Source organism: Gillisia marina, from assembly GCF_000258765.1.
GTDB classification, from domain to species: domain Bacteria; phylum Bacteroidota; class Bacteroidia; order Flavobacteriales; family Flavobacteriaceae; genus Gillisia; species Gillisia marina.
In genome coordinates this window covers 1-14,410 of record NZ_AJLT01000049.1, presented here as the reverse complement: position 1 = coordinate 14,410, position 14,410 = coordinate 1, and the positions used below count along the sequence as shown (strand labels likewise).

Genomic DNA, 14,410 nt, shown 5'->3' with positions numbered 1-14,410 from the left:
GCTCAGTGTGACAACTAATATTAGTTATTCAATGCTTCAGCACCACCAACGATCTCTAAGATCTCATTAGTAATAGCTGCTTGTCTTGCTTTGTTATAAGACAATTTAAGTGCATCTCTTAATTCTGTAGCGTTATCTGTAGCCTTATGCATCGCCGTCATACGAGCTCCATGCTCTGATGCTAACGAATCGCTCATCGCCTTAAATAATTGCATTTTAAGAGACTTCGGAATAAGATCTTTAACAATCTGCTCCTTCTCTGGCTCAAAAATGTAATCCAAGGTCACATTCTCTTCAGTTTCAAATTTCTCGATAGGTAAAAACTGTTCAGTAATTACATCTTGGGTAGCAGCATTAACGAACTTATTGTAAACAATCGAGATTTCATCATATTTGCCATCCAAAAACCATTGCATGATATTCTCTGCAATTGCAGCTACGTTATCATACTTAAGATCATCGAAAATCGAATTGTTGTTCTCTGCAACAGTATAAGTCTTACTTAAAACGTCATCTGCCTTTTTTCCTAAAGTTAAAATCTCTACGTTTTTATCGCTATATTTTGCTTCAGCAACAGCGCGAGCACCCTTCACGATATTCGTGTTAAAAGCTCCAGCCAATCCTCTGTTAGAAGAAATAGCAACAATCAGCACCTTTTTTACTTCTCTTTGTTCAGCAAAAGCGCTTCCGCTATCTGCATCTAAAGAAGCACTAAGGCTTTGTAGCAATTCTGTTAACTTTTCAGAATAAGGTCGCATTGCAGTAATGGCATCCTGCGCTTTACTCAACTTTGCAGCCGATACCAATTTCATAGCACTGGTAATTTGCATGGTTGATGAAACCGAGGTAATCCTGCTACGTAGTTCTTTTAAGTTTGCCATATTATGTAATTATAAATTCAGAATTCTTAATTAAGAATTTTTAATAATTGTAACTAACAACTTTATTAATTCATCGCATTTATATTGGAGGTTATTTGGAACATTTTTCGTTGTTGCTTCCAACAGTTCCAGCCAATAAGAGGTTTCTTCAGCCTCTTTTAATGCGATGGAGAGTTTATTTTTAAAATCCTTTGTGCTTACAGCTCTTTGAGATTCTCTAATATTTGCACCAATACTGGTACCACTCCTTATTAGTTGATGTGAGAGTTCAAATTCATTAATGCTTTTGAGTTCTCTACAGTATTCTATGATATCACAAGAAAAAGAAAAACTTTTGTTTACTACAATGTTGTCCTTTTTCTTGTAAACCATTTAATTCATCATTTAGAATTTTGAATTCTGAATTTCTTTTTATGCTTTATATTTTGTAGAAAGCTCTTTTGCAGCTAACACCAAAGTGTCTGTAATTTCATCTGTAAGCTTTCCGGCTTTTAAACCATCCAAAGTTGCACGATGTTTTACATTCAAGTATTCTAAATATTCAGTTTCAAATTCTTTCACTTGGTTAACAGGAACATCTCTTAATAAGTTCTTAGCACCTGCAAAGATAATTGCAATTTGCTCTTCTACCGGATAAGGATCGTTTTCTGCTTGCTTCAAAATCTCTACGTTTCGCTTTCCTCTTTCAATAACATTCAAAGTAGCAGCATCAAGATCAGATCCAAACTTAGCAAATGCTTCCAATTCACGGAATTGAGCTTGATCTAATTTTAAAGTACCTGCAACCTTTTTCATCGCTTTAATCTGAGCGTTACCACCCACACGAGATACAGAGATACCTACGTTAATCGCTGGACGAACTCCAGAGTTAAATAAATCTGACGTCAAGAAGATCTGACCATCTGTAATCGAAATTACGTTGGTTGGAATATATGCAGAAACGTCTCCTGCTTGAGTTTCGATAATTGGTAATGCAGTTAAAGAACCACCACCTTTTACCAAATGTTTAATAGAATCTGGAAGATCATTCATTTCTGAAGCGATCTTATCGTTGTTAATTACTTTTGCAGCACGCTCTAACAATCTAGAATGTAAGAAAAATACATCCCCAGGATATGCCTCACGTCCCGGTGGGCGACGTAACAATAACGAAACCTCACGGTATGCAACTGCTTGTTTAGATAAATCATCAAACACAATAAGTGCAGGACGACCGGTATCTCTAAAATATTCACCAATTGCAGCACCTGCGAAAGGAGCATACACCTGCATTGGAGCAGGATCTGATGCATTTGCAGCAACTATAGTAGTATAAGCTAAAGCACCTCTTTCTTCTAATTTCTGTGCAATTCCTGCAACAGTAGAAGCTTTTTGTCCAATCGCAACATATATACAATGTACTGGAACTCCAGCATCGTAAAATTCTTTTTGATTCAAGATAGTATCAATACACACCGCAGTTTTACCTGTCTGACGATCACCAATAACTAACTCTCTTTGTCCTCTACCTACCGGCACCATAGCATCAATTGCTTTGATCCCTGTTTGCATAGGCTCTGTAACCGGCTCACGGTAGATAACTCCTGGTGCTTTACGCTCCAATGGCATCTCATAAGTTTCACCTTGAATAGGACCTTTTCCATCTATTGGAGCTCCTAAAGTGTCTATAACTCTACCTGTAATACCTTCACCAACTTTGATGGAAGCAATACGTTGTGTTCTTTTTGCTACAGATCCTTCTTTAATTGCTTTAGAAGGTCCTAAAAGTACTACCCCAACATTGTCTTCTTCAAGGTTAAGTACAATTCCTTCTAATCCACTTTCGAATTCAACTAATTCCCCGTATTGAGCATTTGCTAATCCGTAGATACGAGCAATACCATCCCCAACGGTTAGTACTGTTCCTACTTCATCTAAAGAAGCTTTAGCTTCAAAACCTGAAAGTTGTTTTTTTTAATATTGCTGAAACTTCAGCTGGATTTACTTCGGCCATAATTATATAGAATAAAATTGATATGCTTAAAGCATATCTGTTTTCATTAAATTTTTGAAATGTATGTGTTGTTAGTAAGTTCTCTACTTAAATTTTTGAGACTTTTCGCAACGCTAGTATTATATTGAAGGTCTCCTATTCTAAGAATAAAACCTCCTAAAATGCTTGGATCTACTGTACTTTCCAAAGTAGCTACATTGCCTGTAAGCTCCTTTACCTTCTCAAGTATCTTAGCTTCCAGGTTTGCATCTAAAGGAACCGCTGTTGTTACTTTCGCAACTTGTACATGGTTCAATTCGTTGAATAAAATAGTATATTTTTGAGCTACAGATTGTAGCTGAATAATTCTGTTATTGTCTATAAGTACATCGAAAGCTCCGGATGTAATACCATGAGCGTCTTTAAATATTTCTTTTAAAGCACTTTTCTTCACCTCTGCTTTTACTACAGGACTAGCTAAGAGTTCTTGAAGGTCTTCGCTTTTATCGATAGTGTTAAAAACACCTATCATATCTGTATTTACAACTTCAGAAGCATTTTGATCTTTTGCTAAATCTAAAATTGCTTTCGCGTATCTCTGTGCAGCTCTGGTACTTTTCATAAGCTTATTTTAACGTAACATCTGCCAACATATCCTCAACCAATTTGTGTTGTTTCTCTGTTGTAGACAATTGTTCACGAATCACTTTTTCTGCAATCTCGATAGATAATGTAGCAACCTGATTTTTAAGGTCAACCATTGCTGCATTTTTCTCGTTCTCGATGATCACTTGTGCTTTAGCAACAATTTTATCTGCCTTAGCTTGAGCTTCTTCAGATGCTTCTAAAACTATTTTTTCTTTAATCTCACGAGCTTCTTTAAGCATCGCATCTCTCTGCGCCCTTGCCTCATTTAATAATTTCTCATTATCTGCCTGAAGATTTTGCATTTCTTTTCTAGCATTTTCAGCAGAAAGCAACGCATTTTTAATTCCGTCTTCACGACTATTTAATGAGTCTAAAATTGGTTTCCATGCAAATTTTCTAAGCAATAAAATTAATACTACAAGTATAATTGCCTGCCAGAAAAACAATCCAAAAGAAAAATCATTTATTAACTTTTCCATAATTCTATATTATAAGTAATCGAGTTTTTTAATTAAATCTAATCTTGCAACCAACCGTTGCAAGATTAGATCATTTTTTGATTATACTGCGAATAACGCAGCAAAAGCAACACCTTCCAACAATGCAGCAACGATAATCATCGCTGTTTGTATTTTTCCAGCTGCTTCTGGCTGACGAGCAATTGCATCCATTGCAGAACCACCAATCTTACCAAGACCAATACCTGCACCGATAATTACTAAACCAGCTCCAATTAAATCAACATTCATAGCTTCCATATCTACTTATTAAAAATTAAACTTACTTATTATTAAACTTTATTATATAACAGGGATATCGTCACTATGATCTTCTGGATGATGATCATGGTCTTCTACTGCCATACCTATATACAGAGCACTTAACAGGGTGAAAATATATGCCTGTAAAAATGCTACTAATAATTCTATAATTGAAATGAATAATGTAAAACCGAAGAACGCAGGTCCTGCGATCCAGTTTTGAAACACTACTATTAATCCAAGTAAGCTCATTACAACAACGTGTCCTGCCGTCATGTTCGCAAACAATCGTATCATCAATGCGAAAGGTTTGGTAATCATTCCTAAAACCTCAATTGGCATTAAAACAATCTTCATTGGAACCGGCACACCCGGCATCCAAAAAATATGTTTCCAATAATGCTTATTCCCACTAAATTGAACGATAATAAAAGTAATTAATGCAAGGCAAAAAGTAACGGCGATATTCCCGGTAACGTTAATTCCAAGTGGAGTTAATCCAAATAAATTTAAAATAAGGATAAAGAAAAACACAGTTAATAAAAAGCCCATGTATTTTCTATATTTAGGACCAATGTTAGGTTTAGCGATATCATCTCTAACGTAAATAACCAAAGGCTCCAATACTCTTCCAAAACCAGTAGGAATGTCTTTGTTCTTATAAGAAGAAGCTAAGCCTCTAAACATAATGAACATAAGAAGAGAAACAACTAGCATCGCCAAAACATTTTTGGTGATGGAGAAATCCAAAGGTTTTACGTTTGTAGCGTGTCCTTCTTCATCGTAGTTTATATCTCCCTCTGCATTCGTTTTGTATATTTTATTGTGATATAACTTATAATACTCACCATCTACATTCGCTAAAGTCTCACCGTGATGAAATTCAGCTGCTGAAAAAACCTTGAAACCATTATCCCAAAGTATCACAGGTAAAGAAAACCCATAATGTGCACCAATACTACCATCTGAAAAGAAATTGAAGTAATGAGAATCTTGAAGGTGATGATCTATGTATTCTGTAACCTCTTCTTTAGTATTTATAGCTCCAGGCCCTTCGTGAGGCTCAGTATCTATATTCTCTGCATGCTCTACACCATGATCTTGAGCATAGCTATTTACAGAAAAAAACACTAAAAAAATAGCCAATAAGATTTTAACAGTATTATCCTTTTTCATTCCAGGTAAAATTTCGGTCTATAAATTTCGGTGCAAATGTACACAATTTAAATAAAAATCAATCCTAAAAACTTTCAATAAGTTTTAAAACTGAAATATTACTCTAACTCCTTGTTATTATTGTAGTTAATACTGTTTAAAATTCGGGAAACACAAAAAAATTTCTAGCCCTAAACACAGGAAAAAAGGAATAAAAAAGTGAAGGAAGTCTGATTTATCAAATTCCATATTTTTACTTTTTATCAGAAAAAAGAATATTGCAAATTTAAGCATACTAACTCCCAGGTAAATGAAGCCAAGTTTATCCTTTAACATTTTTTGAAATAAAATAATGTTAAGCATTAAAAAATAGGTAAATGCAAAATTGAAGAGATAACTAAATTTGACTAATTCTGCTTCTATATCATTTTCGACAGGTAGTAAAATTTTAACTTGAAGAATATATGCCAGTCCGATTATAAAACTAAATATTAGGGTAAACTTAAGTGCTTTGATAATCATTAAACTTTATTTGTTGAGGCTTTTTAATTGTTTAAGAACGATATATAATGAAGCGAAGACGCCAAATAATACAAAACCAATAGTAAACCAATTTTTGTTTGAAGGGTAGCGTTCATCCAATTTTTTGCCTATCCACGCACAAGCAAAGATAGTCCCTCCCATTTGAAAAGCAATTCCTGAAAAGATCGCCCAATTTCTAAGCTGATTTTTCTTTTCGTTTTCCTTCTTCTTTTCGTCCATTTTTTAGAGATTTCACCGCACCTTTCATGGTACAAGTAGCGTTAAAAGTAGCGCCGGGTTCTATAGATAGTTTCCCCGCATTTACTTCTCCATCAATAACTGCAGAAGACCTTAAAGACAAGGTTTCTTCTACATCTAATTTACCATCAAAACTTCCTTCAAAATCGGCATTCTGGCAAAAAAGGTCTCCTTTAATCAGGCCGCCTTTGCTAATTACCACTTTTCCGGCGGTGGTTAGATTTCCTATAAGGGTTCCTTCAATTCTAAAACCACCTTTAGCTTCGATATCTCCAGTAATTACAGTTCCTGCTGATATTCGATTTTGCTCTCTGTTGGTTTCTGTTCTTTCTTTAGATTTGGTTGGGTTGTTAAACATAGATCTAGGGTTCTTGTTTATTAGTTAATGCTATATACTCGTCCAGATTTTTCTTTAACTGAATTACTCTGTAATTCTCTGAAGAAACTATAACCGGAGTTATTTGAACTTTATATTTCTTATTAATGTTAAGCAATTCTGCGAAACCTTCAGCTTTGCTGTAGTTCTCTAATCCGTGCACTACAACAAACACTTCTTTATCTGTATACACATCTTGAGAAACCGAAAGTCCGGCAAAGTCTAACTCCAAAATAGCCTTTTCAAGGACTTCTTTTAGGGCTGGTTTTTCTTTATCCTCATCAATTTCAATCTTGTAAAGCAGTTTAAGATTGGTAGCCGAATTCACATCGGCCGTTAAATTACTTTTTTCCAGTCCGGGAATTGCAGTATTCAACAGCTCTAAGGCTGTAGCACCTTCTTGGGTTTGCGGATAATTAGACACGATGGAAGATAGTTCTTCTTTGTACGCGTTTACCCCGTATATTCTTCCCATTGCCCTTGCCTTTAATAATTCAATCTTAGGCAATAGTTCCTCTTCGGGATAATTGTTTACAAAAACTTTGCTCTCTTCGATCACCTTTAAAAATTCAGCATTTTCGAAAAGAGAATACAATTCATTGTACTTATTTTCAGCTTCATCTTCCTGAGCGATGGCAAGATCTGGATTATTAATTCTGGACGCGTATCTAGAATCTGGATACTTGGTTAAAACAACTTGCTTAAACTTTTCGGCTTCTGAAATATTTCCTTGCTCAAGATTTATTCTATACAAATAATAATTTGCCGGGATTACTAAGCGTTCCTCATCTGTAAAACCTAATAGCGCTGTAAGCTTTTCTGAAGCCAAATTGGGTTTATTATATTTCTCCTTATAAATTAATCCCAAGCTATAATAAGCATCATTCCTAGCTTTTTCTAATTCTGAAATTTCAATTGGATCGCTCGGAATTTGATCCAGATAAGTTTGAGCCGAAAATTTTAGATTATTAGAAATAATTAGTCCGGAAACCTCATCTAAACCATCATTTTCAATTACAGTAAAATTTTCGGAATTTAATCTCCAATTATCTCTGAGTTCTCTTGGACCCCAAGTTCTAGCAAAGCTTTCTAAGCCGGAAGAAACTCTTCTTGGGTTATAAAAATAAAAAGTATTTGCTGGATCGGCTCCTCCTAAGGCCGGTGGTGCACCCGGAGTATTACGCGAAGCAGGCGCAGTAGGCTGAGAAGCTTCCGGAATTACTCCTTCCTGAGCTTGGGTTACTGCTGCTGCTTTTAACTCTTCGGCATATCTGGTAAAATAATCTACACGCTCGTCTTCCGGCATAGCCACAAAGCGCAAAATACTGTCATTTTCTTCTGCTATATTTTCATAAAAAATCACTTCTTTAAGGTTGTCTCGTTTGCGTTCAACAAAGAAATAATCCCGAGATGTGTTTGGAATCTTGGTTAAGGTGCTGTCATAATAAGCGCTCGCCTCTTTATATAAAGCTTTATCAAAATTTATATTCCCAAGCGTTTCATAATTAAGCGATATTAAATAATTGTCCTTAGAGGGTTCTTTCAGCGATTTATTATAATATGCTACTGCTAAGTCTGTAGAATCTATATGCTTATAATATTCGGCTAGCTGAAAATAGATCTTATCCAGAAAAGGTCTGTTTTCTCGATTTTCTTCTAGCTCCTTAAGCCTAACTAACAATAGCGCCGGATCTTCAGTTTCAAAATTGAAATTTCTATACTTCTCAATTTGGGCGTTCACCAAGTATTCTCTCGGCGTTTTTCTATGAAGTTCAATGATCTCATCAAAGGCATAATTTGCACTATCTCGTTTTTCCAATAAATTATAAAGCTGCCCTTGAATATAGTAATAACGGCCTTTTTCGTCGTTATTATCTGTGAATTCTGCTGCAGTTCTAATGGGAACAATCGCGCTATCCGGATATTTTAAGTTGATATATGCTTGTGCCAACATCGCATTGGCATCTGCCTTATCTTGATCTTTTAATGTTTCAGCTTTAAGAACGCGTTTAAGGTTCTTGATAGCCAATTTGTTATTCTGAAGTCTGATATTCGTCTTTTCCCTCCAAATTTGTGCATGATTTATCGTGCTGCTGGCTGGATATTTATGAAGGATATAATTAAAAGCTTCTAAGGCTGGAAAAAAACGCTGATCGAAATATCGGGCTTTACCTAGCAGTAAATAAGCTTCATCTATTTGAGGATTTTTTTCTTTGCCTTCTATTAGCATGGAATGCTTTTGAATGGCTTTAGTTGCCTTTTCTTCAGCAAGCTTAAAAGATTCATTTTTCACCGTTCCCGGCAACGAGATTTCTTCAGAAATCTGCATTCTTTCTACCGGCAGGATATCCCAGAAATTTTCATTGTAAGAATCTGCAACTTCTTTTTTTCCCTGTTGCAATGCAAGACCTCCATTGTACAAGATATTATACTCTGTGCCCACAGCATGCCAATTCCTGTTGATGAACTTATCCTTTTTTCTAGAACAACCGGATATTGCGATCACCAAAAACAGACAACCAAATACGTGCGTAAATTTATTCAAAATCAATAAGTTCTTGATATAATAAATAACTGAAGTGCTTAACATTTAGTATGCTAAAATACATTTCTTTTTAGAAACTGTGATCTAATGGAAACAATCTAAAAATCAGGATTCTTGCTTTAAGGCTAAATCTTTGGAGAAGTAATTTTCCAATTCGTCTAAAGTAGCTGGAGAAGTGATAATGTCCTTAACCAAATTTCCTTTGTCCAAAACCACAATTCGCTCACAAACTTCGGTGATATGAATAAGGTCGTGACTGGAAATTAAGATAGTGGTTTCCTTTTGGGCGGTAATATCTTTAATAATTTTCTTTAGCCGAATTTGAGTTGTAGGATCCAAATTGGCAAAGGGCTCATCTAAAATAATCACTTTTGGGCTTCCTATAAGTGCCGCAACAATCCCCACTTTTTTCTGATTCCCTTTGGATAGGTCTCTCAAATATTTCCGCTTCCCCAGAATCTCATCATGAAAAAAGTCTTCAAAAGTTAATAATAATGCATCTACATCGGCTTTGTTTTGCTTCCGAAGGTCTCCAATAAAATAGAAATATTCTTCCGGAGTAAGATAGCCTATCAAAAAACTTTCGTCTATAAAAGAACTGGTAAATTCCTTCCATTCTTCATTTTGACTTACTGTGATATCGTGGTTAAAAATGTTTCCGGTAGTTGGCTGAATAAGATCCAGTAACATACTGAAAAATGTAGTTTTTCCCGCACCATTATTTCCCACCAGTCCCATACTTTGGCCTGTTGGAATATCAAGATGCTCTATGTTTAGAACCGTAGTTCCGCTATATACTTTGGTAAGATTTGTTGCTGTGATCATAATTGTAATTTACTCGCCAGATTGTTTAAAGCCTTCAATCATGGCATATTTTTGTCTTTTATAACGTTGCGCGATCATACTTATGGCCCGATTTCTAAAAATTAAACCTGTAATTCCTAAAACAAACAACACTGTGACCCCGCTTTCAAAAGAAATAGTTTTATAGAAGATCCAGAATACTAATACCGGAATTACCATTAATGGCAGCCCTACTATCCATTGCGCGGCACCCGTGCCCTGATAATTCATAAACGGACTTTTATCCAGATCTATTTTCTTCTTATTAAAAGAACCTGCATAGAGCAAAATTGGGATGTTGACCCCAATATTATACACTGCACATACCATAATCAAGATTAGAATCTTCCAACCAAAGTATAAATATGGAGTAGATAGGAGCGCAAGCACTACTACGCTAAAAGTGATTAATCCCGCTTTTGCCGTTAGGTATTTTTTAAATGGAATGTTTTGCGCCATGATAAGCGGATAATATCCCGCATCCCAAGCCGGGATAAATTGTCCAAAATTAATCATAAAGATCCCCGTGATGAAAATTCCTGCGAAAACAAAAAACGCCGGCATTTCCTGATAAGAATCATTCCCGAAAAAAATTAAACCATAAGCTAAAAATAAGATGGAAATATATACCGTTGTTTTTGGCCTCTTATTCCTCCAAATCATTTTTAGATCCAGCTGTAAATAAGGAGCTAAATCTCCAAACCTACTTGTCCATAAAAATTCCTTGGTATTTGCATCTTTTACTTCCTCCTTTAAGGTGGCGTCCAAATAAAATTTATTCTGAAGATCTTTTTGATTCCATTTATAAAAAAACAGGAATATAAGAATTGGAATAATCGCCAATAAAGGATTTTCTAAAATTGCATTAAGTCCCTTTCCAAACCAAACACTGCTTTCAAAAACCTTGAAGTAATCTAACAGACCTATCACAGCAATTCCTCCAACTACAGGAATAAGGGCTTTTATATTGTCGGTAAAATTCTTTTTGATAATAAAATTCCCAAAGTTTATGGAAAGGGTAAGACCAATCATAGAGATCATCCAAGCGATTATTGCCCCGGTATTAAAAGTTTGCTTATAAATATTGAAAATTCCAAAAGGAATAATAATTAGCAGGGGCAGAAAATTGAAGAAGGAGTATAAAGATTTTAAAAGTACAAAATTCACCACTTTTCGCTTCTTGATGGGAAGCAGCATTAATGGTTTTATGTCCATAATTGGTAAATTCTGAAGCAAAAATCGATATGCGAGCTCCAAAATAAGCCAAACTAAAACAAATCTATTAACTAAATACAAGGGTTCTTCTCCAGGGAAATATTCAGTGATTAGCGGATATAACCCAATACCAAACATTAAAAATGCAGCGGTAAAATACAATCCCAAAAACCCCATTAAGATTTTTAAGCCTATACTCTTCCCTAAACTTGCCGACCTAAAAAAAAGATTTCCACTCTAGCGAAAATAAGCGCTTGAACATAATAGTTAATGTTTATACATAGAAGTGTCGAAATTTACCAATTTGTTACAAATAAAAAAGGATAGACTTTGTATTTTTGCAGCCAAATTGAATGACATGAATAAATTTTATAGCCTAAATATAAAAGAAATTATCCGCGAAACAGAGCAAGCGGTAAGCATTTCTTTTGATGTGCCAGATTCTCTTAAAGAGCTTTTTTCTTTTAAAGCTGGCCAATATATTACGCTTAAAACTACCATAGAAGGGAAAGAAGTACGAAGAGCCTATTCTTTGTGTTCTGCTCCAAACACCAACGAATATAAGGTTACCGTTAAAGAAGTTGAAGGTGGAACTTTTTCTGTTTTAGCCAATAATAAACTGAAATCTGGAGATGTATTAGAAGTTCATCCCCCAGAAGGAAAATTCATTTTCGAGCCTAGCAATACGAAACACAACTATGCTGCATTTGTGGCCGGAAGTGGAATTACTCCCGTTCTATCAATAATTAAGACTGCGCTTACAAAAGAAACCGATAGCAAATTTGTGTTGGTATATGGGAATAAAACTCCGGACGACACTATATTCTTTAAGGAGCTTTTAAAACTTCAGCTGGAATATCCTGAACGCTTATTTATCGAGTTTGTATACAGTAGAACACAAGAGGACAATGCGCATTTTGGAAGAATTGAAAATAGCACCGTAAACTATGTGTTAAAAAACAAATTCGATGCGCTGGATTTCGAAAAATTCTATTTATGCGGACCAGAAGTAATGATTGACAGTGTTTCTGAGGTAATGCTGAAAAATGGAATTGAAAAAGATAAAATCTTATTCGAGCTTTTTACTTCTAACGATTCCGGAGAAATTGAAGCGGATTTAGATGGGGAAACCAAGCTTACCGTTTTGGTAGACGATGAGGAAACCACTTTTTCTATGGATAAAAAAGATACAGTTCTAGATGCGGCCTTAGAAAAAGACCTCGATGTGCCTTATTCTTGTCAAGGCGGAATTTGTAGTAGCTGCATCGCAAGAGTTACTGAAGGAAAAGCAGAAATGGCAAAAAACCAAATCCTTACCGATAGTGAAATTGCAGAAGGATTAATTCTTACTTGCCAAGCGCATCCTACAACTCCTACCCTAAAAGTAGATTACGACGATGTTTAATCACCTTAAATAAGGTTTAAAGCTTTTCTTACGTTTTAGTCAGCACCGAATTGATCTTTAAAACCACGTGCTCCGGAGAGATAGTCCGCATAACATCTTCATATCCATTTGGTACTTTGTTCCCATATATAGAAGTTGGAATTTGAGGGTATCTATTTAGATCGGGTAAAATACAATTCTCCATAGGCTGTTGGAAAGGTTTGAAGCCTGTGTACGGATGCGTTACTCCCCAAAGCGTTATTACAGGAATTCCATACATGGCAGCTAAATGAGCATTTCCACTATCCATAGACAACATTAAATCCAGATTGGATATTAATGCCAATTCTTCATCGAATTTTAATTTCCTGGCAAGCGAAGTAACTCGTTCATATTTCTCAGCTATTTGCTCCAATATCTCCTCCTCTTTCTTACCTCCCCCAAAAAGGAAAATTTGGGTTTTCCCCGTACTATTTATTTGAGATAATACCTCATTCATAAGGTCCAGAGGGTATACTTTAGAATTATGTTGGGCAAAGGGTGCAACTCCTATCCATTTTAAAGGATTCTTCCCGGTGATCTCTCGGGTATTTGCTGAAATCTTTTGTTTTTCTGGGAATTTATGAAGGCTAAAATCTATCGGGTATCCCAACTCAGTAAACACATCAGCATAGCGCTCATGTGTGGATTTTAATTGTTTGAAAACTTTATTATTGGCCGCTGTTAAAGCCTTTTTTTCAGCTCTCCCTTTATCTATTTGCTTAACCGGAATTCCGTAAAAATAAAATACCGATTTTAAAACATTACTTCTCAAGACATCATGCATATCTGCAACGGCGTCTATTCCCATATCCCTAAGGTCTTTGGCAAGGCTGCTTAATCCAAACACTCCGCTGTGCTCCCCATTAATATCGGCTTCGTAAACACTTATATTTGGAATGTCCTTAAAAATAGGCGCAAAAAATGCACGGGTAAGAAAGGTTATTTTGAGTTGGGGATAGGTTGCGGAAACCACACGAAGCACAGGTGCCAACATAGCAACATCACCCAAGGCAGAGAGTCTAATTACCAATATATGTTCCCCATCAGATTGTTGCAACTTGCTTTTATCTTTTGAAGGCTTCGATATAAAGGGATTCCAACTCACAACTAGTGCTTCTTTCTTAGAACAGGATTCAATTCGTCGTCATTGTACATTTTCATCTGTTTGTACACCTTCATATATTTATCCCCGTTTTGAATATCTTCAAGTAATTGATCTATTGCTGAAGAAAGATCTTCTCGTTGCTCCAATAAAACGTTCAATTTAGTTTCACATTTAGCACGGTGATCTTCAGAAGCATCTTTTCTATTGGCTTCTTCATCCATATGATAAATTTTCAACGCTAAAATAGATAGCCTGTCTATCGCCCATGCAGGACTTTCAGAATTAATAGTTGCAGAAGATTTTACTTCAACAGCCTTAAATTTTTCCAGAAAATAACTGTCAATAAACTCCACCATATCTGTACGATCTTGATTAGAGGCATCTATTTGACGCTTTAAGCTTAAAGCTGCAACAGGATCTATATTTGGATCGCGAATTATATCTTCGTAATGCCACTGCACCGTATCTATCCAACACTTTCTAAAAAGTAAATGCTCTATAAGTTGGGAATCTTTATTGTACGGGTTCTCAAATGATTGATCTGCAGAATTAACCAAATGGTATGTATCTATTACTTCTTTAAAAATCTTATTTGCTTTAGCTGAAAACATATGTGTTTTGTTATTTTAATTATGAAAAATGCAATTTCTTCTTTTGTCTGTTCGAGCCCTTCGACTTCGCTCTGGATAAACTAAAGTCGAGA

The 14,410-nt window shown here is 35.5% G+C and carries 14 protein-coding genes and 1 pseudogene; 1 reads left to right on the top strand and 14 read right to left on the bottom strand.

Annotated features, from left to right (window positions below; translation table 11 throughout):
• Window positions 1–20 precede the first annotated feature (20 nt).
• The 12 genes and pseudogenes from atpG to ON07_RS11400 all read right to left on the bottom strand — a co-directional run bounded on the left by atpG (window position 21) and on the right by ON07_RS11400 (window position 11,353).
• Entirely contained in the window at window positions 21–881 is an 861-nt protein-coding gene (gene atpG / locus ON07_RS11460) for an ATP synthase F1 subunit gamma (protein WP_010231535.1), read from the bottom strand.
• Window positions 882–911: 30 nt separating this feature from the next.
• Window positions 912–1,253 carry a four helix bundle protein gene (locus ON07_RS11455; protein WP_010231533.1) on the bottom strand — a complete coding sequence of 114 codons (342 nt, stop codon included), beginning with the start codon at window positions 1,251–1,253 and terminating at the stop codon, window positions 912–914.
• A gap of 39 nt (window positions 1,254–1,292) precedes the next feature.
• A pseudogene (gene atpA / locus ON07_RS15365) lies at window positions 1,293–2,874 on the bottom strand (F0F1 ATP synthase subunit alpha).
• Window positions 2,875–2,920: 46 nt separating this feature from the next.
• Complete coding sequence (gene atpH / locus ON07_RS11445) at window positions 2,921–3,475, bottom strand: ATP synthase F1 subunit delta (RefSeq protein ID WP_010231531.1); 555 nt, start codon at window positions 3,473–3,475, stop codon at window positions 2,921–2,923.
• A gap of 4 nt (window positions 3,476–3,479) precedes the next feature.
• On the bottom strand, window positions 3,480–3,980 hold the full coding sequence (locus tag ON07_RS11440) for a F0F1 ATP synthase subunit B (RefSeq protein WP_010231530.1): 501 nt from the start codon (window positions 3,978–3,980) through the stop codon (window positions 3,480–3,482).
• A gap of 81 nt (window positions 3,981–4,061) precedes the next feature.
• Window positions 4,062–4,259 (bottom strand): ATP synthase F0 subunit C, encoded by a 198-nt coding sequence (gene atpE / locus ON07_RS11435; protein ID WP_010231529.1) that lies wholly within the window; start codon window positions 4,257–4,259, stop codon window positions 4,062–4,064.
• 42 nt (window positions 4,260–4,301) lie between these two features.
• Window positions 4,302–5,438 (bottom strand): F0F1 ATP synthase subunit A, encoded by a 1,137-nt coding sequence (gene atpB / locus ON07_RS11430; RefSeq protein WP_010231528.1) that lies wholly within the window; start codon window positions 5,436–5,438, stop codon window positions 4,302–4,304.
• A 507-nt stretch (window positions 5,439–5,945) separates the two neighbouring features.
• Window positions 5,946–6,179, bottom strand: a complete 234-nt coding sequence (locus ON07_RS11420; protein ID WP_010231526.1) for an AtpZ/AtpI family protein — start codon at window positions 6,177–6,179, stop codon at window positions 5,946–5,948.
• Window positions 6,136–6,555, bottom strand: a complete 420-nt coding sequence (locus ON07_RS11415) for a bactofilin family protein (protein WP_010231525.1) — start codon at window positions 6,553–6,555, stop codon at window positions 6,136–6,138. Before ON07_RS11415 ends, ON07_RS11420 begins: the two co-directional genes overlap by 44 nt.
• A gap of 4 nt (window positions 6,556–6,559) precedes the next feature.
• Window positions 6,560–9,118: a type IX secretion system periplasmic lipoprotein PorW/SprE gene (porW, locus tag ON07_RS11410; protein ID WP_033445103.1), complete on the bottom strand. Its 2,559-nt coding sequence runs from the start codon at window positions 9,116–9,118 to the stop codon at window positions 6,560–6,562.
• Between the two features lie 105 nt (window positions 9,119–9,223).
• A complete protein-coding gene (locus tag ON07_RS11405) occupies window positions 9,224–9,943 on the bottom strand; it encodes an ABC transporter ATP-binding protein (protein WP_010231523.1) in 720 nt (239 codons plus the stop codon).
• 9 nt (window positions 9,944–9,952) lie between these two features.
• Entirely contained in the window at window positions 9,953–11,353 is a 1,401-nt protein-coding gene (locus ON07_RS11400) for a DUF5687 family protein (protein ID WP_010231522.1), read from the bottom strand.
• Window positions 11,354–11,534: 181 nt separating this feature from the next.
• Between ON07_RS11400 and ON07_RS11395 the strand changes: the two genes are divergently transcribed.
• Window positions 11,535–12,581 carry a ferredoxin--NADP reductase gene (locus ON07_RS11395; protein ID WP_010231521.1) on the top strand — a complete coding sequence of 349 codons (1,047 nt, stop codon included), beginning with the start codon at window positions 11,535–11,537 and terminating at the stop codon, window positions 12,579–12,581.
• A gap of 28 nt (window positions 12,582–12,609) precedes the next feature.
• Here the strand turns inward: ON07_RS11395 and ON07_RS11390 are convergent, their stop codons facing one another.
• Together ON07_RS11390 and ON07_RS11385 are read right to left on the bottom strand one after the other, a co-directional pair.
• Window positions 12,610–13,707 carry a glycosyltransferase family 9 protein gene (locus ON07_RS11390; protein WP_010231518.1) on the bottom strand — a complete coding sequence of 366 codons (1,098 nt, stop codon included), beginning with the start codon at window positions 13,705–13,707 and terminating at the stop codon, window positions 12,610–12,612.
• Between the two features lie 2 nt (window positions 13,708–13,709).
• The gene (locus tag ON07_RS11385; protein ID WP_010231515.1) at window positions 13,710–14,318 is read right to left on the bottom strand and encodes a DUF4254 domain-containing protein; all 609 of its coding nucleotides are present in this window, start codon (window positions 14,316–14,318) and stop codon (window positions 13,710–13,712) included.
• Window positions 14,319–14,410 lie beyond the last annotated feature (92 nt).

Bases quoted from the DNA above. Each gene is read 5' to 3' on its own strand.
- ON07_RS11415 (WP_010231525.1), bottom strand. From the start codon at position 6,555: ATGTTTAACAACCCAACCAAATCTAAAGAAAGAACAGAAACCAACAGA.
- ON07_RS11385 (WP_010231515.1), bottom strand. From the start codon at position 14,318: ATGTTTTCAGCTAAAGCAAATAAGATTTTTAAAGAAGTAATAGATACA.
- atpG (WP_010231535.1), bottom strand. From the start codon at position 881: ATGGCAAACTTAAAAGAACTACGTAGCAGGATTACCTCGGTTTCATCA.
- ON07_RS11455 (WP_010231533.1), bottom strand. From the start codon at position 1,253: ATGGTTTACAAGAAAAAGGACAACATTGTAGTAAACAAAAGTTTTTCT.
- atpH (WP_010231531.1), bottom strand. From the start codon at position 3,475: ATGAAAAGTACCAGAGCTGCACAGAGATACGCGAAAGCAATTTTAGAT.
- ON07_RS11420 (WP_010231526.1), bottom strand. From the start codon at position 6,179: ATGGACGAAAAGAAGAAGGAAAACGAAAAGAAAAATCAGCTTAGAAAT.
- atpE (WP_010231529.1), bottom strand. From the start codon at position 4,259: ATGGAAGCTATGAATGTTGATTTAATTGGAGCTGGTTTAGTAATTATC.
- ON07_RS11395 (WP_010231521.1), top strand. From the start codon at position 11,535: ATGAATAAATTTTATAGCCTAAATATAAAAGAAATTATCCGCGAAACA.
- atpB (WP_010231528.1), bottom strand. From the start codon at position 5,438: ATGAAAAAGGATAATACTGTTAAAATCTTATTGGCTATTTTTTTAGTG.
- ON07_RS11405 (WP_010231523.1), bottom strand. From the start codon at position 9,943: ATGATCACAGCAACAAATCTTACCAAAGTATATAGCGGAACTACGGTT.
- ON07_RS11440 (WP_010231530.1), bottom strand. From the start codon at position 3,980: ATGGAAAAGTTAATAAATGATTTTTCTTTTGGATTGTTTTTCTGGCAG.
- ON07_RS11400 (WP_010231522.1), bottom strand. From the start codon at position 11,353: ATGGGGTTTTTGGGATTGTATTTTACCGCTGCATTTTTAATGTTTGGT.